We start from the raw sequence: 26,923 nt of genomic DNA, 5'->3' as shown, positions 1-26,923 counted from the left end.
GCACGCACGGGCACGGATGCGACTCCGGGCAAGCCCATCCCGGGCCTGCTGGTCCCGTCCGCACTGCCGCGTGCGGGGGTCAGCAACCGTCTCCGATGCCGGTTGGCATCGGAGGGGTGCGGTGCCTCACCCACCGCCCAGTGCATGCACGATCTCGACACGGTCGCCTTCGGCGATGACGTGCGCGTCGTGCTGTCCGCGGGGGACGATGTCGCCGTTGACCTCCACCGCGACGCGGCGGCCGGCGAGACCCTGATGGACGAGCAGGGAGGCGATGGTGCTGCCGGTGTCGATGGCGAGATCTTCGCCGTTGAGTCGGATGTGCATGGCGCGATTGTCGCCGCTCGGCGCGCGTGGCGCACGCGTGTCGCAGTGCAACGTGCCGGCCCGCGCGGACGCGTGGGATCATCCGCGCAATTCGGCTCCGTACGGAGTCGCCAGATGGCCGGACGTATGATCGCCGGCCTTTTTTTCCAGGAGAGTCCCCGTCATGTCGTCCAGGCCCATCCGTGCCGTCCTTGCCGTCGCGCTTGCCGCGGCCGCCATTCCCGCCCTTGCCGACGACACGTTCTCGCGCACGGTGTTCTTCGGCGACAGCCTCACCGACTCGGGTTATTTCCGCCCGGTCATCGTGCGCACCGTGGGCGCGCAGGGCGCGATCCTCGGCCGCTTCACCACCAATCCGGGCCTGACCTGGGCCGAGCACGTGGCCGATCGCTACGGCACCGAGGCCAATCCCAATGGCAACGGCCAGGTCGGCGACAACTACGCCGCCGGCGGTGCCCGCGTGGCCGTCGCGAACCCGACCGCGCTCGGCATCGCGCCGTCGCTGGCGGCGCAGGTCAATACCTATCTCGCCGCCAATGGCGGTCGCGCCGATGCCAACGCGCTCTACACCGTATGGGGTGGCGCTAACGACCTGTTCGCCGTCGCCGCGAACCCGGCGCAGGCGCAGCAGATCATCGGCTCTGCAGTGACGGCCCAGGTGGGCATCGTCGGCGCGCTGCAGAACGCCGGTGCCCGCTACGTGCTGGTGCCGTCGATTCCCGACATCGGCCTGACCCCGCAGTCGCGCGCCGGCGGCGCCGTCGGCATGGCCACCGGTACCGCGCTCTCGAACACCTACAACACCGCGCTCTACGGCGGACTGGCCAGCCAGGGTCTGCGCGTGATCCCGGTCGACACCTTCCACTTCCTGCAGGAAGTCGCCGCCAGCCCGGCGCTGTACGGCTTCGCCAACGTCACCTCGGCCGCCTGCCGCGCGCAGCCGGGCATCGGTGATTCGTCGGTGTTCTGCAATCCCAACTCCTATGTCACCCCGTCCGCCGCGGACACCTATCTGTTCGCCGATGGCGTGCACCCGGCCAGCCGCGCGCACGGAATGATCGCCGACCTCGCGATTTCGATGATCGACGGCCCGCAGCAGATCGCGGTGCTGCCGCAGTCGGCCGCGATGACCGGTCGCGCGCGTGCCGATCGCGTCAACAATCGTCTGAGCCTGGCGCCGGCGCGCGCCGAGGGCCGCAGCTGGTGGGCCGACGTGCGCGCGGACATGCAGCGTTACGACCACGGCGATGCCTACGACGGCGTCGGTCCGGCGCTGACCGCGGGCATGGACTGGACCTCGGGCAACACGACCTTTGGCGGCTTCGTCGGCTACGGCAAGCAGGGCAACGACTGGGGCCTGCGTCGCGGAAGCTGGGACCAGACCGAAGCGACCGTCGGCGGATTCGTCGGCTGGCGCGCCGACAGCGGCGCCTGGGTCAATGCGCAGCTCAGCTACACCTGGCTCGACTTCGACACCGACCGCACCGTGCAGATCGGGCCGGCGACGCGCGTGCACACCGGCCAGGCCGACGGCAACAACACGACGGCTGCGATCGGTGCAGGCTGGAACTTCGGACAGGGCGCCCTGCAGCATGGCCCGGTCCTGTCGCTGGTGGCCCAGCGCATCGAGATCGACGGCTTCGCCGAAAGCGATCCGACCCTGTCGAGCTCGCTGGCCTATCCGGCGCAGGACATCGATTCACTGATCGGCAGTGCCGGCTGGCAGTTCGCCTACGCGGCCAGCGATGCGTTCCGTCCCTACGCGCGCCTGACCGTGGACCGGGAGTTCGAGGACGCGCCGGCCGAAGCCTGGGCACAGGCCCAGGCGCTGCCGTCGACGCTGCCCTATGCGGTGCCGGCGCGCGGCTACGACACCAGCTACGCCACCGCGACGCTGGGCACGCAGACCAAGCTGTTCGGTCTGGATGCCAACGTCGGCGCCGCGCTGACCATCGGCCAGAAGGGCGGCAGCCACACGACCGCGTTCGCGACCCTCGGCGCCGGTTTCTGAGACGTGCGCGAGGCGACGGCGCCGGCTCCGGCGTCGTTGCCAATCCGCGCAGGCCCGGCATAGACTGGCCGCCTCGCGCGGGTGTAGTTCAATGGTAGAACTGCAGCTTCCCAAGCTGCTAGCGTGGGTTCGATTCCCATCACCCGCTCCACGATGCGACAGCGCGATATTCCTGCGGCGACACCGGCGATTCGGTGTCGCCGTTTTCGTTGGTGGCCCGCCCGGTGATTCGATGAAGCTCGCGATCCTCTCCCGCAACACCAAGCTCTACTCCACGCGTCGCCTGGTCGAAGCGGCCCGTCAGCGCGGGCACACGGTGCGCGTGCTCGACCCGCTGCGCTGTTACATGCGCATCAGCAGCACCGGGTTTTCGATGCACTACAAGGGCAAACCGGTGGTAGGCTACGACGCGGTGATCCCGCGCTTCGCGGCAACGGTCACGCGCTACGGCAACGCCGTGCTGCGCCAGTTCGAACTGATGGGCACGTATGCGCCCAACCCGTCGGCCGGTTTCGCGCGTGCGCGCGACAAGCTGTTGTGCCAGCAGCTGATGGCCGCCGAAGGGCTGGGCCTGCCGGTGACGGTGTTCGGCGACAACCCCGACGACACCGACGACCTGCTGGCGATGCTCGGCCCGCCGCCGCACGTCATCAAGCTCAACGAGGGCACCCAGGGCGCGGGTGTGATGCTGACCGAGAAGCCGTCGGCCTCGCGCGGCGTCGTCGAGGCTCTGCGCGGGCTGTATGCGAGCTTCGTCGTGCAGGAGTTCATCGCCGAGGCGCAGGGCGCGGACCTGCGCTGCTTCGTGGTCGGCGACCGGGTCATCGGCGCGATGCAGCGTCAGGCGCCGGCCGGGGATTTCCGCTCCAATCTGCACCGCGGCGGTACTGCCAGCCCGGTCGAGACCACGCCCGAAGAGCGCGCCGTCGCAGTGCGCGCCGCGCAGGTCATCGGTCTGGGGATCGCAGGGGTCGATCTGATCCGCTCCGAGCGCGGCCCGCTGGTGCTGGAAGTCAACGCTTCGCCAGGGCTCGAAGGCATCGAGGCCGCCACCTGCGACGACATCGCCGGCGGCATCATCGAGCACCTGGCGGCCCACGTGCGGGCCAAGCCATCGAACAAACGGAGCAGACGGCTCGCATCGAACGGAACTTGAACGATTTTTTTCCGGATTCCGACAATCGCACGGCTAATCTGCATGTCCGGAATGCGCTTGCGCTCTCTCCGTCCCGGGGGACCGGGGCCGCAGCGGATGACGGCAATCGGGGCAACACTCCTTTGACCCGGGCGGTTTCCGTCCGGGTCTTTTTGTATGCGCGACGCCGACGCCGGTCATGACAGGATGCGGCGCTGTGCGATCATCGACATCACAGACTTACATCTTAGAAGCGGCAGGGAAGACACGTTATGAATAGGAATGTCATGCTCGGATTGATCGGCTTTGTCCTCGTCCTTGGCGCGAGCGTCGATGCGCGCGCGCAACTCGACTCCGGAAGGCTTGGACTGGAATCGACGGCGTTCCCCGAGCAACGCCAGGAAATTCTGCAGAAGCTGGAGGGCGGCGAGACGTACAAAGAGCTTTCGAGTGCCGACCGCCAGGCAGTGTCTGCAGCGCTCGACCGCATGCAGCGACTGTACGAGAACGTGGGAGATGCTTCGCCCACTGATCCCCAGCAGGTTGCATTTTTCAACGATGGGCAGGTCGTAAACGCATTGCTCGGGCAGGCGCGCGCCGATAGTCGAGTCGTGTGCGAGCGCGTGCAGGGCACGGGCTCGCGTCGGGTACAGCGGTCGTGTCTGACGGTCGCTGAGCGTCAGCGACGTCAGCGCGACGCTGAAGACTATCTCCGCGTTCGACGTCCGGACGTCGAACGCTCCAACTGAATCCAAGGTCCAGAATTCCATGCACATCCTCGTCATCGAAGACAACCAGGACATCGCCGCCAATCTCGGGGACTATCTCGAGGACCGCGGCCACACCGTCGATTTCGCCGCCGACGGCGTGACCGGCCTGCATCTGGCCGTGGTCCACGACTTCGACGCGATCGTGCTCGATCTCAACCTGCCGGGCATGGATGGTCTCGAGGTCTGCCGCAAGCTGCGCAACGATGCGCGCAAGCAGACCCCGGTGTTGATGCTCACCGCGCGTGACAGCCTGGACAATAAGCTCGCCGGGTTCGATTCGGGCGCCGACGACTATCTGGTCAAGCCCTTCGCGCTGCAGGAAGTGGAAGTGCGCCTCAACGCGCTGTCGCGGCGCGGCAAGGGCACGCATACGCGTGTGCTGGACGTCGGCGACATCGAGTACAACCTCGACACGCTGGAAGTGCGCCGCGGCGGCAAGCTGTTGCAGCTCAACCCGACCGCGCTGAAGATCCTGCAGTCGCTGATGGAGGCGTCGCCGGCCGTCGTCACCCGGCAGGAGCTCGAGACGCGCGTCTGGGGCGAGGAACTGCCGGACTCGGATTCGCTGCGCGTGCACATCCACGGCCTGCGCGCGGTGATCGACAAGCCGTTCGACGTGCCGTACATCCAGACACGTCACGGCATCGGCTATCGCATCGCCGTGCCCGATGCCGGCAACTGAGGTCGCGCCGGTTCGGCCGGTCCGTTCGCGCAGGCGTCGTTACAGGCGGCGCCTGCGCAGCCGCATCATCCTGTCGTTCGTGCTGCTCGGTCTCGGGCTCACGACGCTGTTCGCCTTCCTGACCCAGGAAGCGCGCGACCGCGTCGAGAACACGCTGGTCGAAGACCTGATGAACCGCAACATCGACGAGTACGCGCGCCGCTACTACGTCGATCCTGCCGTCAATCCTGCGGTGCCCTTGGAGCAGATCCGCGCGCGCGTGATCAAGCGCGACCGCTTCGAGGAGCTGCGCCGCGACCAGCCCGACTGGTACGAGCTCGGCGACGGCATCCACAACCTCAGTGGCATCGACGACGACGGCACGCCCTTCATGTACAAGCTCGCGGTGCGCAAGACGCCCGACGAGTGGTTCTTCCTCGCCTACGACATGAGCGAAACCATGCGTGGCGCCACGCAGTTCCAGCGGGCGATCTTCGGTTCGGTCGTGCTGGTGTCGCTGTTGTCGTTGCTGATCGGCTGGTGGTCGGCGGCCCGGGTCATGAGCCCGGTGTCGGCGCTGGCCAACCGGTTGCGCAGTTCCGGCGACACCTCGACACCCGAAGCCCTGGCGCCGCATTTTCCCGACGACGAAGTCGGTCAGCTGGCCAGCGCGCTCGACGACTACGCATTCCGCCTGACCGAAGTCGTGCAGCGCGACCGCGAATTCAATGCCGACGTCAGCCACGAACTGCGCACGCCGCTGGCCGTGATCAAGGGCGCAGTGGAACTGCTGCTGACGCGGCCCGAACTCGACGACAAGACCCGCACGCGCCTGCTGCGCATCCAGCGTGCCGAGCAGCAGTGCACCGACCTGATCAGCGCGCTGCTGCTGCTGTCGCGCAACGAGCGCGGCCACGGCGCGACCGATGTCGGCCGCGTGGTCGAGCAGCTGTTCGATGCGCACCGCGGTCAACTGGCCGGCAAGCCGCTGGTCCTGCGACTGGAATGCGGTGTCCAGCCGCTGGTGGTCGACGCGCCGGAAGCGGCGGTCACGGTGGCGCTCGGCAATCTGGTCGGCAACGCGATCAAGTACACGCTGGAAGGCGAGGTGGTCGTACGCCTGGGCGAGCACACGGTCGAGGTTGCGGACTCCGGGCCCGGCCTCAGCGCCGAGGACGCGGCGCGTTTGTTCGAACGTGGCTACCGCGGCACGCATGCCGAGCATTCGCAGGGCGGCGGCATCGGCCTGTCGATCGTGCGGCGCCTGTGCGCGCTGTATGGCTGGCAGGTGCGCGTAGTGCCGGGCGCGGTGCGCGGCGTCGTGGCCACGTTGTCGTTCCGTCCCGATCGCCCTTCGTTGCCGGCGGCGTGATGTCGCGGAAAGGCCGCGACCGGGTCGTCGCTACAGGCTGAGCCACCAGCAGCCGAGGTGGCGTCGCAGGCCGAACACCGTCTGCACCGTGCCGGCGCCGCTGTCGCCGGCCTGGTCCACGCGCAGCGCATTCGGCGGCCGCTCGGGCACGGCGGTGGGGATGTCGCGCGCGCTGACCCAGCCAGTGAAACCGCTCCGCTCCGGCGCGACGACCGTCTGCGCCGGCCGTTGCGCGGTGATGTCGATCAGCGGCCGCTGCGCGATCGCGTCCAGCCGCTCGAGAATCCGGTACCCGCCGCTGTGGCTGATGCCTTGCCAGTGGTAGAGGCCGGCGAGGCGGTTGGTGTCCCGCTGCTGGATCGCGTACTGCAGTTCCTGGGTCAGTCCACGCAGATTGCGCTGGCAGCTGATGCGCGGCAGGCGCGTCTGCGCGGCGCCGCGGGCGGGCGTGCTGGCCACGGCGCCGACGGCCGCGCAGGCGCGATCGGTGTAGACGGTGCCGCCATCGGGCGCGGTGCACCGCCGGATCTGCGCATCGGCCACCGGCGCGTGCAGCGCCGGCGCCGCGAGGGCGGCCAGCAGCAGGAAGGACGTCGGGCGACGGGGCATCGACGCAGCCTAGCCCGTGCACGGTGCAGGCGACAGTGACGACCGGTCAGGCCAGGCGGGCGAGCACCGCCTGGGTCGGCTTGGCCAGGTTGAGCGTGTAGAAGTGCAGCGCCGGCGCGCCGCCGGCGATGAGGCGTTCGGCCAGCCGGGTCACGATGTCGGCGCCCAGTTCGCGGACCGCCTCCACGTCGTCCCCATGTGCGGTCATGTGCCGCTGCATCCAGCGCGGAATCTCCGCGCCGCAGGCCTCGGAGAAGCGTCGCAGCTGGCTGAAGTTGGAGATCGGCATGACGCCGGGAATGATCGGAATCTCCACGCCGGCGCGGCGCACGCTGTCGACGAAGTGGAAGTAGGCGTCGGCGTTGTAGAAGTACTGGGTGATCGCGGCATCCGCGCCGGCATCGACCTTGGTCTTGAAGTGCCGCAGGTCGGCACGGGCGTCGTCGGACTGCGGGTGGATCTCCGGGTAGCACCCCACTTCGATGCGGAACCGGTCACCGAACTCGCTGCGGATGAAGGCGACGAGGTCGGAGGCATAACGCAGATCGCCCGGCTGGCCCATGCCCGAGGGCAGGTCGCCGCGCAGCGCGACGATCCGGGTGCAGCCGATCGCGCGGTAGAGCTTGAGCAGCTCGCGGATGTCCTCGCGGCTGCCGCCGACGCACGACAGGTGCGGCGTGGCATCGAACCCGTGCTGCTGCTTGAGGCGGCGCACGGTCTCGGGCGTGTGGCTCAGCGTCGAGCCGCCGGCGCCGAAGGTGCAGGACACGTACTCGGGCGCGTGTGCGGCGAGCTTCTTCGCGGTCCGGTCCAGCTGGGTGCGCTGGTCGTCGGTCTTGGGCGGGTAGAACTCGAAACTGATCGGCAACATGCGCGGCCCCGGTGTGCGGACTGGTGCATTGTATCGCTTTATCGCGATGCATGAGATGAGCGGGTGCAATGAAAGCGGCGTGGAACGCGCCTTCCCGTCTGCGTGACGGGCCCGGGTCCTATAATTTCACCGTCGCCCGGCACCGCCGGGACCCAGGCCCCGACCGTGGCCCTGCGCCGTGGCATCGGCCGTCCTCCCCCAAGGATTCGCTATGAAGAAGTTTCTCAAGGCCCTCGTCGGCCTCGTCGTCGTTCTGGCGATCGCCGCCGGCCTGTTCCTGTACTGGCCACTGTTCGAAAAGTCGCCGCCCGAACCGGAGAACGCCGAGCCCGTCGACGTGGTGCTGATCGGCGCCGGCGTCATGAGCGTCACGCTGGCGACCTATCTGCAGGAGCTCGAGCCCGACTGGCGCATCGAGATGTACGAGCGCCTGGATGGCGTGGCACTGGAAAGCTCGGACGGCTGGAACAACGCCGGCACCGGCCACTCCGGTTTCGCCGAACTCAACTACACGCCCGGACGCGAGGACGGCAGCATCGAGACCGCGCGCGCGGTCGACATCGCCGAGCAGTTCGAGATCTCGCGCCAGTTCTGGTCGCACCAGGTCGAGGCCGGTCGCCTGGGCACGCCGTCCGGCTTCATCAACTCGACGCCGCACATGAGCTTCGTCTGGGGCGACGCGAACATCGACTATCTGCGTCGCCGCCACGCGGCCCTGTCGAAGGAACCGCTGTTCCACGGCATGCAGTATTCGGAAGACCCGGCGCAGATCGCGCAGTGGGCGCCGCTGATGATGCAGGGCCGCGACCCGTCGCAGAAGATCGCCGCGACCTGGATGCCATTGGGCACCGACGTCAACTTCGGCGTCATCACCCGCCAGCTGACCCAAGCGCTCGAGCGCAGCCCGAACTTCGCCCTGCATCTGCGTCATGAGGTGCGCAAGCTGCAGCGCGAGGACGACGGTACCTGGACCGTCGCGGTGCACGACCTGGCGAGCAACACGACCCGTTCGATCCGCACGAAGTTCGTCTTCGTCGGTGCCGGCGGTGCCGCGCTGAAGATGCTGCAGCACTCGGGCATTCCCGAAGCTGCGAACTACGGCGGTTTCCCGGTCGGCGGCCAGTTCCTCGCCGCCGACAATCCGGCGGTCACCGCGGCACACGACGTGAAGGCCTACGGCAAGGCGGAAGAAGGTTCGCCGCCGATGTCGGTGCCGCATCTCGATGCACGCATGCTCGACGGCAAGCCGGTGCTGCTGTTCGGCCCGTTCGCATTGCAGAGCACACGCTTCCTCAAGCACGGCTCGTGGTTCGACCTGTTCTCGTCGGTCAACAATCACAACGTGGCCGGCATGATGCGCGTCGGTGCCGAGAACCGCGACCTGGTGGGCTACCTCGTGAGCCAGGCAATGCTGTCGGACGCCGATCGCATGGCCGAGTTGCGCAAGTACTACCCGGACGCGCAAGCCGCCGACTGGCGTCTGGTGACTGCGGGTCAGCGCGTGCAGGTGATCAAGCGCGATCCCGAGAAGGGCGCAATCCTGCAGTTCGGCACCGAGATCGTCACCGACGCCGACGGCAGCATCGCCGCACTGCTGGGCGCGTCGCCGGGCGCGTCGACCTCGCCCAAGATCATGCTCGACGTGATGCGCCGCGCGTATCCGGCGCAGATGGACGGCGCCTGGCGCGAACGCGTGCAGCAGATCGTGCCGTCCTACGGCCAGACGCTCAACACCGACATCGCACTGACCAATCGCATCCGTCGCATGACCAGCCGCGTGCTGCAGTTGCCCTACCTCGACGTGCCGGGCGCGGCGGTCGGCGACGGTCAGCCGCCGGCGATGAACGACGAGCTGCATGGTCCCGACGAGGGGCCGGACGAGGCGGAACTCGACCGGCGCATGCAGGCGCTCTGATCGATCTCCTACCGCACGGAAAGGCGGGCCCCAGGGCCCGCCTTTTTCGTGTGGGGCGCTCGCGCGTTACCCTGACGCGCCACCGCTCGCGATCCACCGATGTCCATCGTCCTGACACCGTTCGCCCGTCCCCGCCTGTTTCCGCGCACGCCGCGCGGCAATACCATCCAGGACATCACGCCCGAACAGTTCGAGGCGCATCTCAACCGGGAGACGCCGCACGTCGTGCTCGACGGCTATGCGCCGTTCTGCAAGCTCCACGTGCATCGCAACTGGACCTCGACGCGCTGTCTGACGGTGCCGATCACCGACGACAACCGGCACCTGCTGCGCTCGGGCTACGAAGCGCGCAATCGCGAGGAGCTGCCGGTGCTGGTGCGCTGGTTCGAGGGCGTGGAATCGCCGCGCGCCGAGTATCTGGTGGTGATTCTCTACAGCGCCGAGCAGTTGGCGAAGGAAGGTTCGCCGATCGACGCCGACTGGGGAGTCGTTGGCTGCATCTACACCGCCGAACCCGACGAGATTCCAATGGCGCCGATCACGATGCTGCGCAATGCGCTGGGCGTGGAGGAGGGCGGATCGGGCGTGCCGCTGGATCGCGAGGCGTACCGGCGCAGTGTGGAATTCTGGGAACGGAACGCGAACTGGCGACCTTGAGCGCCAGGTCCCAACGAAAACGGGCGCCTTCCGGCGCCCGTTCTGCGTATCGCATCCGCAAGCGGACCGATCAGTAGCGGTAGTGGTCCGGCTTGAACGGGCCTTCGACCGGCACGCCGATGTAGTCGGCCTGTTCCTGCGTGAGCCTGGTCAGCTTCACGCCGATCTTCTCCAGGTGCAGGCGCGCGACTTCCTCGTCGAGCTGCTTGGGCAGCAGGTAGACCTTGTTCGCGTAGGTGTCCTTGTTGGCCCACAGGTCGATCTGCGCGAGCGTCTGGTTGGCGAACGAGTTCGACATCACGAAGCTCGGATGGCCCGTGGCGCAGCCCAGGTTCACCAGACGGCCGTCGGCCAGCAGGAAGATCGCGTTGCCGTTGCCGAAGACGTACTTGTCGACCTGCGGCTTGATGTTGATCTTCTCCACGCCCTTGAGCGCGTTGAGCGCATCGACCTGGATCTCGTTGTCGAAGTGGCCGATGTTGCAGACGATCGCCTGGTCCTTCATCGCCTGCATGTGCTCGACGCGGATGATGTCCTTGTTGCCGGTGGTGGTGACGTAGATGTCGCCGCGGCCGAGGGTCTCCTCGATCGTCGTGACTTCGTAGCCTTCCATCGCGGCCTGCAGCGCGCAGATCGGGTCGATCTCGGTGACGACCACGCGCGCGCCGTAGGCGCGCAGCGAATCGGCGCAGCCCTTGCCGACGTCGCCGTAGCCGCAGACGACGGCGACCTTGCCGGCCAGCATCACGTCCATCGCGCGCTTGAGGCCGTCGGCCAGCGACTCGCGGCAGCCATAGAGGTTGTCGAACTTCGACTTGGTGACCGAGTCGTTGACGTTGATCGCCGGCACCAGCAGCTTGCCGTCCTGCGCCAGCTGGTAGAGGCGATGCACGCCGGTGGTGGTCTCTTCCGAGACGCCCTTCCACTCGGCCACGGTGCGGGTCCAGAAATCCGGACGCTCGGCGTGCACACGCTTGAGCAGCGCCTTGATCACCGACTCCTCGTGGCTGCCGGAGGCCGAGTTCACCCAGCTCTCGTCGCCCTTCTCGAGCTCGTAGCCCTTGTGGATCAGCAGGGTCACGTCGCCGCCGTCGTCGACGACGAGTTCGGGACCGATCAGGCCGCCCTTGCCGTCGGGAAACGACAGCGCGTCGAGCGTGCAGTCCCAGTATTCCTCCAGCGTCTCGCCCTTCCAGGCGAACACCGGCGTACCGGTCGCGGCGATCGCGGCGGCAGCGTGGTCCTGGGTCGAGAAGATGTTGCAGGACGCCCAGCGCACGTCGGCGCCGATGTCCTTGAGCGTCTCGATCAGCACCGCGGTCTGGATGGTCATGTGCAGCGAACCGGTCACGCGCACGCCCTTGAGCGGCAGGGTGGCGGCGTGCTTCTTGCGGATCGACATCAGGCCCGGCATCTCGTGCTCGGCGATGTCGAGTTCCTTGCGGCCCCAGTCGGCCAGCGCGATGTCGCGGATCTTGTAGTCGCCTTCGGTCGAGAAGGACTTCAGCTGTGCGTTCATGGCAATGCTCCGTAGCGGGAATGCGGCGCGCGCATTCGCGATGACGGGCGCCGTTCGTGGGACACCGCGCCGAGCCTGGCCGTCCTGATCGACGGTCGCAGCGCCCCTCGGCGAGGCAGGCGCACATTCTATCGCAGCACTTGATCGCCCGCCCTCCTGCAGCACGTCGCCAGGCGGCGGTCTGAACCGGAATTCAGGCTGCGGGCATCGCCTCGGGTTTTCCCCAGTATGTCCGCGCGCCGGCCGTGTCCGACCATGAGGCATGTCGCAGCGGCGCTGCGGCGCTTTCTCCTGATCGACGAGGCGAATCCTTGAACATGCTGGTCCATGACGGCGGTGGCGCCGCCCTTCCGCAGACGCTTCCCGAACCGACCCTCGAACCCACGCAACATCACGCGACCGCCGGCGACACCGTTGCATCGCTCGCCGAGCGCTACATGGTCAGTCCCGAGGCGATCCACGCGGCGAATCCGCAGCTGGTGTCGCCGACCTCGCAAGGCGGCAATGCGATCCAGCCCGGCGACGTGATCGAGATTCCCGCATCGCCGATGAGCGCGAGCGGCGGCATCGAGGTCGGCGATGCGAACCATTCCACGTCCGACGTTAAGATCAGCGCCAGGACCGACGGCGGCAGCATCACCTGGCAGCCCGACAGCGTCGCGGTGCAGCTGACGTCCAAACAGGAAGCCGAACTCGGCAACAACCGCCCGGAGGGCGCGCCCGGCAACAGCCGTGGTGCGTCCATCAGCGTCGCCAGCGAATCGAACGTCCAGTTGCAGGAAAGCCAGGGCGAGGGCACCACGTCGTTCACGGTCACCGTGGGCACGCAGGTGGGTGTGTCGGGCGAGGCGAACGCGGGTGGCCGCGGCGGCGCGGAAGTCGAGGCGGGCATCACGACCGGCTTCGAATCCTCCTACAAGGTCACCCTGCCGGGCGAAGGACAGACGGTCGAAGCCGCCGGTGCGGTGAACCCGTTCGACCCGACGACGATTCCGGTCGGCGGCAGCGTCACCCTAGACAGCAGCGCGTTCGCGGAAACCGAACTCGCGGGCTCGTTCCGCATGATCGGCACCGAAAGCAAGATCAAGGAATCTGACGGCGTGAGCTACACGGTCGAGCGTGTAGACGCGGACACCGTGCGGGTCACCACCGGGCCGACCGAATCCATCAACGCCTTCAACGGTGTCGGCCTGCGTGCGGGTGACCTGTCGGTGATGGCGGGCCGCGAGGACCAGTTGCATGGCGCCACGCTGCAGACCGCCGAGTTCGACATTTCCAGCGTCGAAGGACAGTCGGCCTATGCGCACTTCAATGCGACCGGCCAGATCGCGCACGAAACGCCGGGCGTGGACAACGTCGCGACGATCTCGCGCATCGACTATTCGTCGCAGACCCAGCTGCGTGCCGGATTCGACCAGGTCAGCATCGCCCTGGGCGGACAGGCCAACCTCGGCAGCTCGGTGCAGGTGACCTACCCGGACGGCTCCAGCTCGGTGACCACCGACCTGACCTACGGCGGCAACGTGCCGCTGACCATCGAGCAGCGCTTCGATGCCGCCGGCAACGAACTGCCGGGCGAGCGCAGCTACCAGTTCGAGATCAACACCGACCGGCCCTCCTACAACTGGTTCGAGCGCAACATCCTCGGACAGAACGAGGCCAGCGAGGAGCAGGCCAATGCCGACCTGCTGAACTGGGCGCTGACCGGTGGCATCGAAGGTGGCCCGGTGGGCGCCGGCGAGACCGCCGTGCTGACCTTCAGCGAATCGCAGCTTGAAGCACTGATGGAGCAGACGCGGGCCACGGTGGACGGCGGGCAGGGCATCGGCGGCGCCCACAGCGACCTGCGAATTCTCGTCGAGGACTACAACGGCAATCCGGTGAACGACACGATGGACTTCGCCGTGTCGTTGGCGCGCAACCTCGGCGGCGATCCCTACGGCTTCGCCGCGAAGCTGCAGACGATTTCCGCAGGCGCCGACGGCGACGTGGCCAACGGCAGCTTCGCACGCATCGATGCGGACGTGCAGACGCGCTGATCCGCTGCACGGTTTGGCATCGGATGGATGTCAGGTTTTGGGGCCGCCTCAGGGCGGCCCCGTTTTTTCCAGGCGTGGCAGGCCCACGCGTCGCCTGACCGACATCGTGGTCGCGCGCAAGTCCCGTCGGTCCCGTGAGGTTCGCCGCGGCCGGACGCGCGGTCGCGGGTATCCTCGAAGACCCGTGTGCTTCCGGATCGCCTGCCGATGTTTCGAACGACTGCCCGCCGTCGACTGTCCCTCGTCGTCTCCGCCACGCTGCTCGCCGCCGGCCTGTGCAGTGCGCCCCTGTTCGCGCAGACCGCGCCGGCCGTCACGTCGGAGGCGGGCGGGTATCGTCTGCCGCCCGAAGCGCTGCGCGCGATCGTCGATGCGCCACGTCCGCCGCGACTGTTGCTGAGTCCGCAGCGCGATCTCGCCGCGTTCCTGCAGACGCCCGCGCTGCCGTCGATCGCGGAAGTCTCGCAACCGGAACTCAAGCTCGGCGGCATCCGCATCAATCCCAGGACCTGGTCGGCCAGCCGCGCGTCCTACGTCACCGACGTCTGGCTCAAGCCGGTGGATGGCGGCGCCGAGCAGCGCATCGCGGGCCTGCCCGAGCCGCTGTCGCTGGCCTCGCTGCTGTGGTCGCCCGACCAGCGCCACATCGCCTTCAGCCAGGTCGACGCGCGCGCCGGCGAAGTGCAGCTGTGGGTCGTCGACGTCGCCACGCGCCAGGCACGCCGTCTGCTCGCGCAGCCGCTCAACGCGGTGATCGGCAACGGTTTCGAATGGGCGCCCGACAGCCAGGGCCTGCTGGTGCGCCTGCGCGCCGAAGGCCAGGCGGCTCTGCCGCAGGACGACGGCGTGCCCGCGGGCCCGAACGTGCAGGAAACCGGCGCCGGCGGCACCGTGCAGCAGCTGCGCACCTATCAGGACCTGCTGCGCAGCGAGCAGGACGCGCGCGTGTTCGCCCACTACATGACCAGCCAGCTCGCGCGCGTCGCGCTCGACGGCACGGTGGTGCCGGTCGGGACGCCGGGCCTGACCACGAGCGCGACGCTGTCACCCGATGGCCGCCACATCCTGCGTCAGCAGATCGACCGGCCGTTCTCCTACCAGGTGCCGTACTCGCGCTTCCCGCGGCGCATCGAAGTGATCGGCCTCGACGGCAAGCTGCAGCACACGGTCGCGACGCTGCCGCTGGTCGAAGGCCTGCCGGTCGGCAACGACGCGGTGCCGACCGGCGTGCGTTCGGTGTCGTGGCGCAGTGACGCGCCGGCCACGCTGGCCTGGGTGGAAGCGCAGGACGGCGGTGATCCGGCCCGCGAGGTGGCGGTGCGCGACATCGTCTATACGCAGGCCGCGCCGTTCCGCGGCAAGCCTGATGTGCTCGCCGAACTGTCGATGCGCTACGCCGGCACGCAATGGGGCAGCGGCGAGCTCGCGCTGCTGACCGAGTACTGGTGGAAGACGCGGCAGATTCGGGAGTGGCGTTTGCAGCCCGACGGCAGCGCCGCGCCGGTCAAGGTGCGCGACGGGTCCTACGAGGACCGTTACGCCGATCCCGGCATGGCGGTGATGATGCCCGACGCGACCGGCAACAGCCGTCTGCTGATCGCTGCCGACGGCAACAGCATCTACCGCATCGGCGATGGCGCCTCCGAAGAGGGCGACCGCCCGTTCCTCGATCGCCAGAACCTCGCCGACGGCAGCACTACGCGCCTGTTCCACTCGCAGGCGCCGTACTACGAGTCGCCGAGCGCGGTGCTCGATGCCGAGGCCACGCGCCTGCTGACCTCGCGCGAAACCCAGACCGAGCCGGCCAACATCTACGTGCGCCGTCTCGACACGCCCGATGCCGATCCGGTCGCACTGACGGCGTTCGAGCATCCCACGCCGCAGCTGCGCGACGTGCAGAAGGAACTGGTGCGGTTCAAGCGCAAGGACGGCGTGGACCTCAGCGGCACGCTGTACCTGCCGGCCGGTTACGACGCCAGGCGCGACGGTCCGCTGCCGATGCTGATGTGGGCCTACCCCGGCGAGTTCAAATCCGCCGACGCGGCCAGCCAGGTCACGGACTCGCCGCACCGCTTCAATGCGATCGGCTACTGGGGCCCGCAGGCGTATCTGGCGATGGGCTACGCGGTGTTCGCCGACGTGTCGATGCCGATCATCGGCGAGGGCACGGCCGAACCGAACGACACCTACATCGAGCAGCTCGTCGCCAGCGCCGAAGCCGCGATCGACGAAGCCGTGCGTCGCGGTGTCGCCGACCGGCGTCGCGTCGCGATCGGCGGGCATTCCTACGGCGCTTTCATGACCGGCAACCTGCTCGCGCACTCGCGTCTGTTCGCCGCCGGTATCGCCCGCAGCGGTGCCTACAACCGCACGCTGACGCCGTTCGGCTTCCAGGCCGAGGAGCGCAACTACTGGCAGGCCGAAGACACCTATCTGAAGATGTCGCCGTTCAACTACGCCCAGAACATCAAGGATCCGATCCTGCTGATCCACGGCGAAGAGGACAACAATTCCGGCACATTCCCGATGCAGAGCGAACGCATGTTCGCCGCGATCAAGGGCCTGGGCGGCAATGCGCGTCTGGTGATGCTGCCCAAGGAATCGCACGGCTACCGCGCGCGCGAATCGATCCTGCACATGCTCTACGAGACCAACGCCTGGCTCGAGACGTACGTCAAGAATCGCCCGGCGGAGGATGCCGCGCGCTGAAGTCTCGCAGGCCTTCCGCGTACGCGGGAGGCCTGCGCTTCCCGCGGTCGGGAGCCGGCGTTACGCCCAGCCGGGCAGCGGCAACTCGGCGACCGCGCGGCGCATGCTCTCGTTCCAGTGGCTGCGGATCGACTGCAGATAGGCGTCGCCGTCTTCGAAGCGCTGCTGGATCTCGACCGTGAGGCTGTCGCGCTTGTAGACCAGCAGGTCGATCGGCAGACCGACCGACAGGTTGGAGCGGATCGTCGAGTCGAACGACACCAGCGTGCACTTGGTCGCGGTCGCGAGGTCGGTATGCGCATTGATCACGCGGTCGAGGATCGGCTTGCCGAACTTGATCTCGCCGGTCTGGAAGAACGGTGTCTCGTCCGAACTCTCGATGAAGTTGCCTTCCGAATAGACCAGGAACAGCCGCGGCGCTTCGCCCTTGATCTGGCCGCCGACGATAAAACTGCCGCTCGGGTCGATGCCGCTGTCGCGCAGGTAGGCCTCGTCGCGACCGCGGATCTCGCGCATCGCATCGCCGACGACTTGCGCCACCTGGAACATGGATTGTGCGTTGAGGATGCCGATGCGCTCGGGTTCGTGGCGTGCGCGATGCTCAAGCAGGTTGAGCACGTTCTGGGTCAGCGAGAGATTGCCCGCCGACAGCGTCACCACCACCCGCTCGCCGTCCTGCGCGAACACCCGCATCTTGCCGGCTCGGCGGATATGGTCCACGCCGGCATTGGTGCGCGAGTCGGACGCCAGCACGAGGCCGTCGTCGAGGTTGAGTCCGATGCAATAGGTCATGGAGGTGCGGCGGTGTCGCGAAAACAGGCCGCCATTGTGCCCGGCGTGGCCGGGCAGGGACAGGGTGCAACCGGGGTCAGGCGAAGCTCTGCTGGCGCTGGCCGCCCAGGCCCGGCGGCGCGGCAGGCCGTGCATCGACGGTCATGAACTGTCGGTGGATCTCGTCGCCCAGGCGGGTCAGCCGCGTCATCGCGTCCTGCAGCCACGCCTCCAGACCGCCGGCGATGATCTCGTCGATGCGCGCATAGCGCGACTGCGCGGACAGTGCACCGGCCTGGCGCGCGACCTCCAACGACTCGCCGCCCGACAGCACCTGCAGGATCTGGTGGATCGCGCCGACGCAGGTCTGCAGCGAACGCGGGTTGTCGCCGTTGAGCAGCATCAGCGTGGCGACGCCCGCCGGGCTGACCGATTCGCGATACAGGCGGCGATAGGTCTCGAACGCCGACAGTGCCTGCAGCAGCGCGCTCCACTGGAAGTACTGGGTGGCGTCGCGCGCTTCGCCGGTCTCGGGGAGGTCCTCGTCGCTGGCGATCATGTCGAGCAGGCGGATCGACCACTCGGCGCGTTCGATGAAGGCGCCCATCTGCAGGAACTGGTAGCCCTCGCCGCGCCCCAGCGTGCCGATGGTGATGCCGCGGAACGACGCCGAGCGGGTCTTCACCCAGTCCAGCGTGCTGCCCAGACCTTCCTGGCGCAGGCGCGTGGCATCGAAGCGGCGGATCTCCAGCCAGGAGCTGTTGAGGTCCTCGTACATCTCCGAGGTGATCGCCACGCGCTGTGCGCGCGCATTCTCGCGTGCGTTGCGCAGGCAGCTGAAGATCGAACCGGGATTGGCCGAGGACAGCAGCAGGTGCTGCACCACGCCCTCGGCATCGATGCGCTCGTGCTGCTGCAGGAAATCGGGGACCAGGCCCAGCGCATCGAGTGCGCGGCGCCACGGCGCGGCCTGCGCCTTGCCGCGGTCCAGACGCTCGGGCAACAGCGCGATGCGCTGCGCCATGTCGAGCAGGCGTGCGGTGTTCTCGGCGCGCTCCATGTTGCGCGCCACCCAGTAGAGATCGTTCGCGGTGCGGCACAACATCCGATCAGCTCTCCATGACCCAGGTGTCCTTGGTCCCACCGCCCTGCGACGAGTTCACCACCAGCGAGCCTTCGCGCAATGCGACGCGGGTCAGCCCGCCGGGCACCACGTGGATGCGGCGGCCGCTGAGGATGTAGGGACGCAGGTCGATGTGTCGCGGCGCCAGACCGCTCTCGACGAAGGTGGGGCAGGTCGACAGCGACAGCGTCGGCTGGGCGATGTAGTTGCCCGGGTCGGCGAGGATGCGCGCGCGGAAGGCTTCGATCTCGGCCTTCGTCGACGCCGGTCCGACCAGCATGCCGTAGCCGCCGGCGCCGTGGACCTCCTTGACCACCAGTTCGGGCAGATGCTCCAGCGTGTACTTCAGATCGTCCGGGTTGCGCAGTTGCCACGTCGGCACGTTGTGCAGGATCGGGTCTTCGCTGAGGTAGTAGCGGATCATCTCCGGCACGTACGGGTATACCGACTTGTCGTCGCCCACGCCGGTCCCCGGCGCATTGGCCAGCGTGACGTTGCCGGCGCGGTAGGCGCCGAACAGGCCCGGCACGCCGAGCATCGATTCGGGCCGGAACACGGTCGGGTCGAGGAAGTCGTCGTTGATGCGGCGGTAGATCACGTGCACGCGCTGCGCGCCGCGCGTGGTCTGCGCGTAGACCATGTCGTCGTGGACGTAGAGATCGGCGCCCTCAACCAGCTCGACGCCCATCTGCTGGGCGAGGAACGCGTGTTCGTAATAGGCCGAGTTCGCCGCGCCGGGTGTCAGCACGGCAACGACCGGATTGTCGACATTGGCCGGCGCGCACTGGCGCAGCACTTCGAACAGCGCGTCGGGATAGCGCTCGACCGGTGCGATCTGCTGGCGCGCGAACAGCTCGGGCGTGAGCCGCGCCATCATGCGGCGGTTCTCGAGCATGTACGACACGCCCGAGGCTACGCGCAGGTTGTCCTCGAGTACGTAGTACTCGCCATCACCGGCGCGCACCAGGTCGATGCCCGAGACGTGCGAATAAGTGTTGCAGGCAACCTTCAGGCCCTGCATGTCCTTGCGGTACTCGCTGTTGTCGAGCACCAGTTCGGCCGGGATGCGGCGGTCGCGCAGAATGCGCTGTTCACCGTAGATGTCGCCCAGAAACAGGTTCAGCGCATGCACGCGCTGGCGCAGGCCGGCTTCGAGCACCTTCCATTCGCGGGCCGGCAACACGCGCGGCACGATGTCGAAGGGGATCAGGCGTTCGTTGCCCGATTCCTCGCCGTAGACGGAAAAGGTGATGCCGACGCGGTGGAAAGAGATTTCCGCCTCGCGGCGCTTGTGCGCGATCTGTTCGTCGGGTGTCGCGTGCAGCCAGTCGTCGAAGTCGCGATAGTGCGGGCGGACGTGCCCGTCGGCATCGTGCATTTCGTCGTAGCTGGGCGGCATCGGGTGACAGGCTCCGTGGGCAATGCGCGGGCGGATCTGTGCTGCACTGCACGGATAGCATGCGAACTGCGCAATGCACAACGGGTGACGATGTGCGGTGCGGTTGCCGACTGTAACGAGCGAGAGCGGGCGTCGGCTCGGGCGCCCGCCGGGACCCACGCCCAGTCGCGGCCCGATATCCGCCTGGTGGTCGTGGCACCCGGCAGGCGCTGGACACATCGCCGCGTCGGACGGGAAAGCGAAGGCATCGACTGTCTAGGCAGGATGGGTAGAGTGCAGCGAAACCCATCGAGTGCTGCAGGGAAGTACTCCTCGCACCAACGAAAACGGGCCGCTTGCGCGGCCCGTTCCCGTGTCACCTGCAGAGCGGCAATCGCCGCCGCTTACTTCAGCTTGGCATCCGCGCGCAGCGCGTCGGCGCGGTCGGTCTTCTCCCAGGAGAATGCCGTCGCGGTGTGCGACTTGCCGGCGCCGTCGGTGTAGGTGAATTCCTTCGGCTTGCGGCCGAAGTGACCGTAGGCGGCGGTCGGCTGGTACATCGGATGGATCAGGTCGAGCATCTGGATGATGCCGTACGGGCGCAGGTCGAAATGCTTGCGGATCAGCTTTTCGATCTTGTCGTCCGGGATCTTGCCGGTGCCGAAGGTGGTGACCGAGATCGAGGTCGGCTCGGCCACGCCGATGGCGTAGGACACCTGCACTTCGCAACGGTCGGCCAGGCCGGCGGCGACGACGTTCTTGGCGACGTAGCGCGCGGCGTAGGCGGCCGAACGGTCGACCTTCGACGGGTCCTTGCCCGAGAAAGCGCCACCACCATGACGGGCCCAGCCGCCGTAGGTGTCGACGATGATCTTGCGACCGGTCAGGCCGCAATCGCCCACGGGACCGCCGATGATGAACTTGCCGGTCGGGTTGATGTGGAATTTGGTGCCCTTGTGCAGCCACTTGGCCGGCAGCACGGGCTTGATGATCTCTTCGCGGACGGCCTCAATGAGGTCCTTCTGCTTGATGCCCGGATCATGCTGGGTGGAAAGCACCACCGCATCGATCGCGGTCGCCTTGCCGTCTTCGTAGCGCAGCGTGACCTGCGACTTCGCGTCGGGACGCAGCCACGAGAGGTTGGAGTTCTTCTTCTTGCGGATCTGTGCCTGGCGCTCGACGAGGCGGTGCGACAGGTGGATCGCGGCCGGCATGTAGCTGTCGGTCTCGTTGGTCGCATAGCCGAACATCAGGCCCTGGTCGCCGGCGCCCTGCTGCTCGGGGCTCTTGCGGTCCACGCCCTGGTTGATGTCGGGCGACTGCTTGCCGATCAGGTTCAGCACGCCGCAGGTCTCGCCGTCGAAACCGACGTCGGAGCTGTTGTAGCCGATGTCGAGGATCACCTTGCGGGTCAGCGCTTCCAGATCGATCCACGCGCTGGTGGTGACCTCGCCGGCGACGATCGCTACACCGGTCTTGACCAGGGTCTCGCAGGCCACGCGGGCGCGCTTGTCCTGCGCGAGGATCGCGTCGAGGACGGCGTCGGAAATCTGGTCGGCGATCTTGTCCGGATGGCCTTCGGAGACCGACTCGGAGGTGAAGAGATAGCTGGACATCAGGCCTATATCCCTATATTCGGATGAAAAGATGGGCGGCAATGATACAGAGCCGGCCGCGGTTTTGCATTGTGCGCCGGTGCGGATTGCGCTGCTGTTAAGCGCCAGCTGCTCGGGCGCCGGCCAAGGCAGGCGGGCGCATGGGCGGCTGATAGCATCGCGCGCATGGATTCATTGACCCAGATCGTTCTCGGCGCCTCCGTCGCCGCCGCCGTCGTCCCCCCCGCCCATCGTCGCGCCGCGCTCGCCGTCGGTGCCGTGCTCGGCACCTTGCCGGACCTCGACGGCATTCCGATCGCGCTGATGACCGACGACCCGGTGCTGCGCATGACCCTGCACCGCGGCCTGACCCATTCGCTGCTGGTGCTGCCGTTCGTGGCGGCCGGCATCTGGTGGCTGTTCAAGCGTTTCGGCAAGGGACGCGTGGCCGAGTCGCCCGTGCGCTGGTTCTGGGCGATCGCACTGGCGCTGATCACGCATCCGCTGCTCGATGCGTTCACTGTCTACGGCACGCAGCTGATGTGGCCGTTCCGGCCCTCGCCGGCCATGTGGTCGAGCGTCTTCATCATCGATCCGCTGTACACGATCTGGTTGCTGATCGGCGTGCTGGTCGCGGCGTTCGCCGGGCCGCGTGTGCTCGGCAAGCGTGCGATCGCCATCGGTCTCGCCCTGAGTACGGCGTATCTGGGCTGGTCGCTGGTCGCCAAGACGCTGGTCGACCGCGAGGCCGGGCGCAGCCTCGCCGCGATGGGCCTCGCCGACGCCCCGCGCTTTTCGGTACCGATGCCAGCCAACACCGTGTTGTGGCGCGTGGTCGCGATGACGCCGGACGGCTATCTCGAAGGCTTCCGCTCGCTCGCCGTCGACCGCGGCCCGATGCAGTTCACGGCGTACCCCTCGGACACGGCTGCGCTGCGGGCGAATGCGCATCTGCCCGCCGTGCAACGGCTGGCCTGGTTCAACAGCGGCTTCATGGGCGCCACCGTGGTCGACGACCGGCTGGTCCTCAGCGACCTGCGCATGGGCAACGAGCCGGACTACTTCTTCCGTTTCAACGTGGCCGAGCGCCGGGGCGCCGGCTGGGGCGCGGTGCCGCCGATACAGGCCGACATGGCACGCGACATCGGCGAGACCTGGAATGCGACCTGGGCGCGGATGTGGCACGCGCCGGACGATCGCTGATCACCCCCCAAGGAGTGTCCTGCCACGCCCCACGCTTCGATGCGTGCCGCGAGCGGTGAGCGATTCCCTGACCGAGCGTCTGACAAGAAGAAGGGCCGCCGGATGGCGGCCCTTCTGCTGCCCGCGGGAGTGGATCAGAGATCCCAGCGGATGGTGAAGCGCGCATAGCGCGGGGTGGTGTAACTCACCACACGCCCGGCCTGGTTGTACGGTACGCCGGGTCCGCCGTTCTCGCCGTACTCGATCCGGTTCTGTTCGGTCTGCGAGTTGAACACGTTGAAGACGTCCAGCCCGAACTCCAGCCGCGAGCCCGCGAAATCCGGGCGATATGCCACGCCGACATCCAACAGCTTCGTCCAAGGCAGTCGGCCCGCGCTGCCGCGCGGCGTGGGCTGGTTGTTGCAGTAGAAGTAGTAGGGGCCGCCGTAGGCATACAGCGCGTTGAACTCCTCGTTCTCCGGCGTGTCGGGGTAGTAGCCCATGCAGTTCTTCGGGCGCCCCGATGCAAGGCTGGCCGTCGCCGAGACGCGCCACTCGTCGGTGATCTGGTACGCGCCGAACGCCTTGATGTAATGGCGACGATCGTTGGGCAGGTAGCCGTTGGCGTTCTCCATCAGCTCGGGATGGTCCCAGTCCTGGGTCTGCGACACGTCGGTCTGGCCGATGTCCGATTTCACCTGTCCCTCGGCATTGCCGTAGTTCTTGGACAGCGTGTAGTCGATGCGGCCGAACCAGGTTCCGTTGAAGGGTCGCTCGATGAACAGATCCAGGCCCTGGTAGTTCCGCTTGAGTTCCGGGAATCCGAGCTGCTCCTTGCTCAGCGCGACTTCGACGAGCGTGCCGCTGCCGTCGTCGAGCTGGAAGGTATTTGCCTCGCCCGGATTGAACAGTCGGCAGTTCGCAAGTGCATTGCCGAGGTTGTCGGCCACGTCCTCCGAATAGCCGTTGTCGATCGCCCAGCGGTATGCCGGCCGGTAGTCGCACATGTCGTCGATCGCACTCTGCAGGCGTCGATAGACGTAGCGGGCCCCGTAGGTGAAGGTGTCGCCGACGGTGCTCTCGAAGCCGAGCGCGACCTCGTCCTGGTAATGCGACTTGAGACCCTTGGCCGCGACGGACGCCGGATCCGGTGCCTGGCCGTACTCGCGGTTGGTCGAATAGGGGCCATCGCCCAGCGGGGTGGTGCCGGTCGGCACGCCGGTCACCGGATCGATCCCGGTGAACGCGAAGTACTCGTTGGTGTACAGCGACCCCGCCGCGCCACGCAGCGCGACATTGTTGGGCATCGCCAGGTGGTATCGGCCGGCGTTGGCGAACAGCTTGAGCGAAGAATCGCCGCGGACGTCCCAACTCACGCCCAGGCGAGGCGCCCACTGGTCCTTCTGCTCGACGTAGATGACATCGTCGGCGTTGTAGTTCTCGAAATTCTCGTTGCGAAGCCCGAGCGAGAGCAGCACGTTGTCCGAGACCTGCCAGCGATCCTCGACGTAGTAGCCCCACTGCTTGACGCTGAAGGTGCCGCCGTTGGCGTACCTGAGCTGCGAGACGTAGTCGCCGCTGCCGCCCGGGCAAAGAGCGCCGCCACCGCCGGGAATCGGCGTGCCGCCGTTGCCTGCGCCGCAGGTGTCGTAGACCCAGCGATAGCCTGGGCCGGAGGTGACCTGGCCATCACGCGATTCCGAATCATGGCGGTCGTAGCCGAAGCGCAGCAGGTGGTCGCCCGCGCTCCACTCCAGATCCAGGCGCCCGCCCTTGGTCTCGTCGTACGCATCGGGAAATGCGAGCTGGGCATAGGAGCCCCTCTGGACCGGATTGGCGATCGAGCGCGAGTCGCTGACGTACACCACGGACGGGTCGTAGCCAACGGGGTCGGCGGTATGGTCCTGTTTCTGCGTGCCGTAGAGGGCGGTCAGTGTCAGCGAATCGGTCAGATAACCGGTGTACTTGCCGATGTAGAGCTCGCCGCCATCCTCGTAGAGGTAACCACCGGTCTTCCGGTCTCCGAACTGGTAGGTGTCCGCGCCCGGATCGTAGGTCAGGCCGTAGTAGCTGACCGACTCCTTGGTGACGTCCGACACGGCGGTCAGTTCGAGCAGATGCGCGTCGCTGATCTGCCAGTCCAGCTTTGCGGTCCAGCGCGGAATGTCATAGTCGCTTGCCTGGTAGCCGTTCTGTGCGTTTCCGGGTCGCGCCAGCACGCCGACCTGCTCCTGTTGCGTGATCTCGCCGCCGGCGTAGAGGAACAGCCGGTCCTTGATCAGCGGGCCGCTGGCGCTGACACCGTAGGAGAACGCATTGACCGAGTGCTCGTCGCGCTTCTGGTAAACGAGCCCGTCGCTTGCGGTTCCGTTGTCGGGATAGATGATGTTCTTGTAGGTCGCCCGCGCACCCGAAGGCGTGTACGTGACCAATCCGCCGAATTCCCACTCGTTGCCGCCACGCTTGGTGACGATGTTGACCACGCCGCCGGTCGCACGGCCGAACTCGGCGCCGTAGCCACCGGTGATCACCTGCATCTGGTTGATCGCATCGAAGGGCAGGGTGGTCGATCCGAGATTGGTCAGTGGGTTGGTGACCGCGTAACCATTGATGTAGAACGCGTTCTCGGAGGCGGACGAACCGCCGAAAGAAGCGGTGTTGGGATAGCGCGAGTCGGCCTGGACGACACCGGGCGCGAGCAGCGCGACGGACTGGATGTTGCGGCCCACCGTGAGGCGTTCGAGGCGGTCGGCGGTGAACACTGTCCGGGTATCGGTCTGCGACACGTCGGTGACCGGAATGTAGGTGCCGCGCACCTCGACCCGGTCGAGATCCTGCATGTCGGCGCGCGCGGTGAAGGAGACATCGGTGCCGCTCGCGATCGTCACCGCGACGTTTTCGCGCACCGAAAGCGACTCTCCGCCGCGCTGCTGCGTCACCGTGTACATACCATCGGGCAGCGACGTCGCGCGGTAGCGACCGTTGGCATCCACCTGCACCGTCCTCGACAGGCCGGTCGTGGTGTTGCGGATGACGATGGTCGTGCCGGGTTCGGCCTGGCCGAAGATGATGCCGGTGATGTTGGATTGCGCGTGTGCGATGCCGGTCGAAAGAGCAGCGCCCAGCGCGACGCAAAGCGCGGCTCGACGCAAAGTCGAATGCATGGATCTCATGTCGTCAGGTCCCCGAACAGGAATGGATGCGGCGGAACGGCGATCCGCGCTGACGGATCGATCCTTAACGGACGTTCATACTGCTAGCACCGCGTCTACAGGGGCGCAATGCGCTGCACGCACAGGCGCCAGAACTCCCGTATTTATTGACCGGGGCGATCCGAATTCTGTGCACTATCTGGCGTTTCAACGTCGAACGTCGGCACCGCACAGGCGATTTGCGCGAAATGCTACGGTCTTGAGCGCGGGATTCGGACTGTGGAGCAAGCGTCGGCCAGTCAGGCCGATCAAGCAGCAGGCTGTGAAGTGACCGGTGCGCAGGTCTGCATCCGCTACGCGTGCCGCTGAATCGCAGCGCAACTGACGAGACACGTCAGAGGCAGCACTTGGGCGTGCGACGAGATGTCAGCGGGTCGCCTGCGCCAGCGCCGAGCCTGCTCTACGCAGGCGTCCCGGCCTGCCTGCGCTGCCATGCCGCGTACAGGCCGTCGATGTCGGCCGAACACAGCAGCGGCATCGCCTCGGTGATCATCTCGAGCGGCCAGTCCCACCACGCCATCTCCAGCAATCGTGCGATGGCGTCGTCGGCGAAGCGCATGCGCAGCACGCGCGCAGGATCCCCGCCTACGATGGCGTAGGGCGGCACGTCCTTGGTCACCAGCGCGCGGCTGCCGATCATCGCGCCGTCGCCGATCCGCACGCCCGGCATGAGCATCGCCTCGGCGCCGATCCACACGTCGTTGCCGATCACCGTGTCGCCGGCCGGCTGGAACGCGTCACGCGCACCGGCGAAGGCGGGCTCTTCGGCCATGTAGAAGAACGGGAACGTCGAAACCCAGTCGTTCCGGTGGCCCTGGTTGCCGGCCATCATGAAGACCGCACCGGTGCCGATCGAACAGAAGCTGCCGATGCGCAGCTTGTCGACATCGTCGCGGTCGGGCATCAGATACCGCGCGCAGTCGTCGAAGCCATGGCCGTGATACCAACCCGAGTAGTCGCTGTAGCGGCCGACGATGATGTTCGGATTGGTCACCTGCTCCGAGAGCAGGCGGCCGCGGAACGGACTTTCGAAGGCGTTGTGCATGCGGTTCTCGGGCCGTGAGTGG

General features: G+C 67.3%; 20 protein-coding genes, 1 tRNA gene and 1 riboswitch. Of the genes, 10 read left to right on the top strand and 11 right to left on the bottom strand.

Translation table 11 applies throughout. The annotated features are described in order from the left end of the window. Positions 1-126: 126 nt before the first annotated feature. Entirely contained in the window at positions 127-327 is a 201-nt protein-coding gene (gene thiS / locus E2F49_RS07620) for a sulfur carrier protein ThiS (protein WP_133393245.1), read from the bottom strand. Between the two features lie 163 nt (positions 328-490). On the opposite strand from thiS, the gene E2F49_RS07615 reads away from it, so the two are divergent. The 3 genes from E2F49_RS07615 to rimK all read left to right on the top strand — a co-directional run bounded on the left by E2F49_RS07615 (position 491) and on the right by rimK (position 3,494). Next, on the top strand, positions 491-2,338 hold the full coding sequence (locus tag E2F49_RS07615) for an autotransporter domain-containing protein (RefSeq protein WP_133393244.1): 1,848 nt from the start codon (positions 491-493) through the stop codon (positions 2,336-2,338). 77 nt (positions 2,339-2,415) lie between these two features. Continuing rightward, a tRNA-Gly gene (locus E2F49_RS07610) sits at positions 2,416-2,489 on the top strand. An 81-nt stretch (positions 2,490-2,570) separates the two neighbouring features. Continuing rightward, positions 2,571-3,494, top strand: coding sequence for a 30S ribosomal protein S6--L-glutamate ligase (gene rimK, locus E2F49_RS07605; protein ID WP_133393243.1), 924 nt, complete (start codon positions 2,571-2,573; stop codon positions 3,492-3,494). A gap of 176 nt (positions 3,495-3,670) precedes the next feature. Here rimK and E2F49_RS07600 read toward each other — a convergent pair whose 3' ends face one another. Further along, a complete protein-coding gene (locus E2F49_RS07600; protein WP_133393242.1) occupies positions 3,671-4,243 on the bottom strand; it encodes a hypothetical protein in 573 nt (190 codons plus the stop codon). Here E2F49_RS07600 and E2F49_RS07595 point away from each other — a divergent pair. Then, the gene (locus E2F49_RS07595) at positions 4,242-4,925 is read left to right on the top strand and encodes a response regulator transcription factor (protein ID WP_055249477.1); all 684 of its coding nucleotides are present in this window, start codon (positions 4,242-4,244) and stop codon (positions 4,923-4,925) included. The two genes, E2F49_RS07600 and E2F49_RS07595, sit on opposite strands and share 2 nt — an antisense overlap. Beyond that, a complete protein-coding gene (locus E2F49_RS07590) occupies positions 4,912-6,276 on the top strand; it encodes a sensor histidine kinase (protein ID WP_133393241.1) in 1,365 nt (454 codons plus the stop codon). The genes E2F49_RS07595 and E2F49_RS07590 overlap by 14 nt, the downstream gene beginning before the upstream one ends. Positions 6,277-6,306: 30 nt before the next feature. Here the strand turns inward: E2F49_RS07590 and E2F49_RS07585 are convergent, their stop codons facing one another. Both E2F49_RS07585 and metF read right to left on the bottom strand, forming a co-directional pair. Then, positions 6,307-6,885: a hypothetical protein gene (locus E2F49_RS07585; RefSeq protein WP_133393240.1), complete on the bottom strand. Its 579-nt coding sequence runs from the start codon at positions 6,883-6,885 to the stop codon at positions 6,307-6,309. A 46-nt stretch (positions 6,886-6,931) separates the two neighbouring features. Beyond that, a complete protein-coding gene (gene metF, locus E2F49_RS07580; protein ID WP_133393239.1) occupies positions 6,932-7,756 on the bottom strand; it encodes a methylenetetrahydrofolate reductase [NAD(P)H] in 825 nt (274 codons plus the stop codon). A gap of 211 nt (positions 7,757-7,967) precedes the next feature. Here metF and mqo point away from each other — a divergent pair, with 211 nt between their 5' ends. Beyond that, positions 7,968-9,671 (top strand): malate dehydrogenase (quinone), encoded by a 1,704-nt coding sequence (mqo, locus tag E2F49_RS07575; RefSeq protein WP_133393238.1) that lies wholly within the window; start codon positions 7,968-7,970, stop codon positions 9,669-9,671. A 99-nt stretch (positions 9,672-9,770) separates the two neighbouring features. Beyond that, positions 9,771-10,328, top strand: a complete 558-nt coding sequence (locus E2F49_RS07570) for a DUF3228 family protein (protein ID WP_133393237.1) — start codon at positions 9,771-9,773, stop codon at positions 10,326-10,328. 70 nt (positions 10,329-10,398) lie between these two features. Here the strand turns inward: E2F49_RS07570 and ahcY are convergent, their stop codons facing one another. Next, a complete protein-coding gene (ahcY, locus tag E2F49_RS07565; RefSeq protein ID WP_133393236.1) occupies positions 10,399-11,847 on the bottom strand; it encodes an adenosylhomocysteinase in 1,449 nt (482 codons plus the stop codon). 38 nt (positions 11,848-11,885) lie between these two features. Then, positions 11,886-11,962, bottom strand: a riboswitch (S-adenosyl-L-homocysteine riboswitch). A 202-nt stretch (positions 11,963-12,164) separates the two neighbouring features. On the opposite strand from ahcY, the gene E2F49_RS07560 reads away from it, so the two are divergent. Then, positions 12,165-13,886, top strand: coding sequence for a LysM peptidoglycan-binding domain-containing protein (locus E2F49_RS07560; protein WP_133393235.1), 1,722 nt, complete (start codon positions 12,165-12,167; stop codon positions 13,884-13,886). A gap of 207 nt (positions 13,887-14,093) precedes the next feature. Next, positions 14,094-16,595 (top strand): S9 family peptidase, encoded by a 2,502-nt coding sequence (locus E2F49_RS07555; protein WP_133393234.1) that lies wholly within the window; start codon positions 14,094-14,096, stop codon positions 16,593-16,595. Positions 16,596-16,655: 60 nt separating this feature from the next. Here E2F49_RS07555 and E2F49_RS07550 read toward each other — a convergent pair whose 3' ends face one another. The 4 genes from E2F49_RS07550 to metK all read right to left on the bottom strand — a co-directional run bounded on the left by E2F49_RS07550 (position 16,656) and on the right by metK (position 21,483). Beyond that, positions 16,656-17,387 (bottom strand): proteasome-type protease, encoded by a 732-nt coding sequence (locus E2F49_RS07550; protein WP_133393233.1) that lies wholly within the window; start codon positions 17,385-17,387, stop codon positions 16,656-16,658. Between the two features lie 76 nt (positions 17,388-17,463). Then, positions 17,464-18,471, bottom strand: coding sequence for an alpha-E domain-containing protein (locus tag E2F49_RS07545; RefSeq protein ID WP_133393232.1), 1,008 nt, complete (start codon positions 18,469-18,471; stop codon positions 17,464-17,466). Positions 18,472-18,475: 4 nt separating this feature from the next. After that, a complete protein-coding gene (locus tag E2F49_RS07540; protein WP_133393231.1) occupies positions 18,476-19,888 on the bottom strand; it encodes a circularly permuted type 2 ATP-grasp protein in 1,413 nt (470 codons plus the stop codon). Between the two features lie 383 nt (positions 19,889-20,271). Then, positions 20,272-21,483, bottom strand: a complete 1,212-nt coding sequence (gene metK, locus E2F49_RS07535) for a methionine adenosyltransferase (protein WP_133393230.1) — start codon at positions 21,481-21,483, stop codon at positions 20,272-20,274. Positions 21,484-21,648: 165 nt separating this feature from the next. On the opposite strand from metK, the gene E2F49_RS07530 reads away from it, so the two are divergent. Next, complete coding sequence (locus E2F49_RS07530; RefSeq protein ID WP_133393229.1) at positions 21,649-22,665, top strand: metal-dependent hydrolase; 1,017 nt, start codon at positions 21,649-21,651, stop codon at positions 22,663-22,665. A gap of 134 nt (positions 22,666-22,799) precedes the next feature. Here the strand turns inward: E2F49_RS07530 and E2F49_RS07525 are convergent, their stop codons facing one another. Both E2F49_RS07525 and catB read right to left on the bottom strand, forming a co-directional pair. Next, on the bottom strand, positions 22,800-25,808 hold the full coding sequence (locus tag E2F49_RS07525; RefSeq protein WP_133393228.1) for a TonB-dependent receptor: 3,009 nt from the start codon (positions 25,806-25,808) through the stop codon (positions 22,800-22,802). A 448-nt stretch (positions 25,809-26,256) separates the two neighbouring features. After that, positions 26,257-26,901 (bottom strand): type B chloramphenicol O-acetyltransferase, encoded by a 645-nt coding sequence (gene catB, locus E2F49_RS07520; RefSeq protein WP_133393227.1) that lies wholly within the window; start codon positions 26,899-26,901, stop codon positions 26,257-26,259. Positions 26,902-26,923 lie beyond the last annotated feature (22 nt).

Origin of the sequence: Luteimonas terrae (genome assembly GCF_004358165.1) — a bacterium.
GTDB lineage: Bacteria > Pseudomonadota > Gammaproteobacteria > Xanthomonadales > Xanthomonadaceae > Luteimonas > Luteimonas terrae.
Note: the sequence above shows the minus strand (reverse complement) of the source record. Positions and strands in the feature narration are given on the sequence as shown.

What these genes read in the sequence shown, in the direction of transcription:
- E2F49_RS07545 (WP_133393232.1), bottom strand. Translation starts at nt 18,471, where the DNA reads ATGTTGTGCCGCACCGCGAACGATCTCTACTGGGTGGCGCGCAACATG.
- E2F49_RS07585 (WP_133393240.1), bottom strand. Translation starts at nt 6,885, where the DNA reads ATGCCCCGTCGCCCGACGTCCTTCCTGCTGCTGGCCGCCCTCGCGGCG.
- E2F49_RS07555 (WP_133393234.1), top strand. Translation starts at nt 14,094, where the DNA reads ATGTTTCGAACGACTGCCCGCCGTCGACTGTCCCTCGTCGTCTCCGCC.
- E2F49_RS07540 (WP_133393231.1), bottom strand. Translation starts at nt 19,888, where the DNA reads ATGCCGCCCAGCTACGACGAAATGCACGATGCCGACGGGCACGTCCGC.
- ahcY (WP_133393236.1), bottom strand. Translation starts at nt 11,847, where the DNA reads ATGAACGCACAGCTGAAGTCCTTCTCGACCGAAGGCGACTACAAGATC.
- E2F49_RS07595 (WP_055249477.1), top strand. Translation starts at nt 4,242, where the DNA reads ATGCACATCCTCGTCATCGAAGACAACCAGGACATCGCCGCCAATCTC.
- E2F49_RS07560 (WP_133393235.1), top strand. Translation starts at nt 12,165, where the DNA reads ATGCTGGTCCATGACGGCGGTGGCGCCGCCCTTCCGCAGACGCTTCCC.
- metF (WP_133393239.1), bottom strand. Translation starts at nt 7,756, where the DNA reads ATGTTGCCGATCAGTTTCGAGTTCTACCCGCCCAAGACCGACGACCAG.
- E2F49_RS07570 (WP_133393237.1), top strand. Translation starts at nt 9,771, where the DNA reads ATGTCCATCGTCCTGACACCGTTCGCCCGTCCCCGCCTGTTTCCGCGC.
- E2F49_RS07590 (WP_133393241.1), top strand. Translation starts at nt 4,912, where the DNA reads ATGCCGGCAACTGAGGTCGCGCCGGTTCGGCCGGTCCGTTCGCGCAGG.
- thiS (WP_133393245.1), bottom strand. Translation starts at nt 327, where the DNA reads ATGCACATCCGACTCAACGGCGAAGATCTCGCCATCGACACCGGCAGC.
- mqo (WP_133393238.1), top strand. Translation starts at nt 7,968, where the DNA reads ATGAAGAAGTTTCTCAAGGCCCTCGTCGGCCTCGTCGTCGTTCTGGCG.
- E2F49_RS07530 (WP_133393229.1), top strand. Translation starts at nt 21,649, where the DNA reads ATGGATTCATTGACCCAGATCGTTCTCGGCGCCTCCGTCGCCGCCGCC.
- catB (WP_133393227.1), bottom strand. Translation starts at nt 26,901, where the DNA reads ATGCACAACGCCTTCGAAAGTCCGTTCCGCGGCCGCCTGCTCTCGGAG.
- E2F49_RS07550 (WP_133393233.1), bottom strand. Translation starts at nt 17,387, where the DNA reads ATGACCTATTGCATCGGACTCAACCTCGACGACGGCCTCGTGCTGGCG.
- metK (WP_133393230.1), bottom strand. Translation starts at nt 21,483, where the DNA reads ATGTCCAGCTATCTCTTCACCTCCGAGTCGGTCTCCGAAGGCCATCCG.
- E2F49_RS07600 (WP_133393242.1), bottom strand. Translation starts at nt 4,243, where the DNA reads ATGGAATTCTGGACCTTGGATTCAGTTGGAGCGTTCGACGTCCGGACG.
- E2F49_RS07525 (WP_133393228.1), bottom strand. Translation starts at nt 25,808, where the DNA reads ATGCATTCGACTTTGCGTCGAGCCGCGCTTTGCGTCGCGCTGGGCGCT.
- E2F49_RS07615 (WP_133393244.1), top strand. Translation starts at nt 491, where the DNA reads ATGTCGTCCAGGCCCATCCGTGCCGTCCTTGCCGTCGCGCTTGCCGCG.
- rimK (WP_133393243.1), top strand. Translation starts at nt 2,571, where the DNA reads ATGAAGCTCGCGATCCTCTCCCGCAACACCAAGCTCTACTCCACGCGT.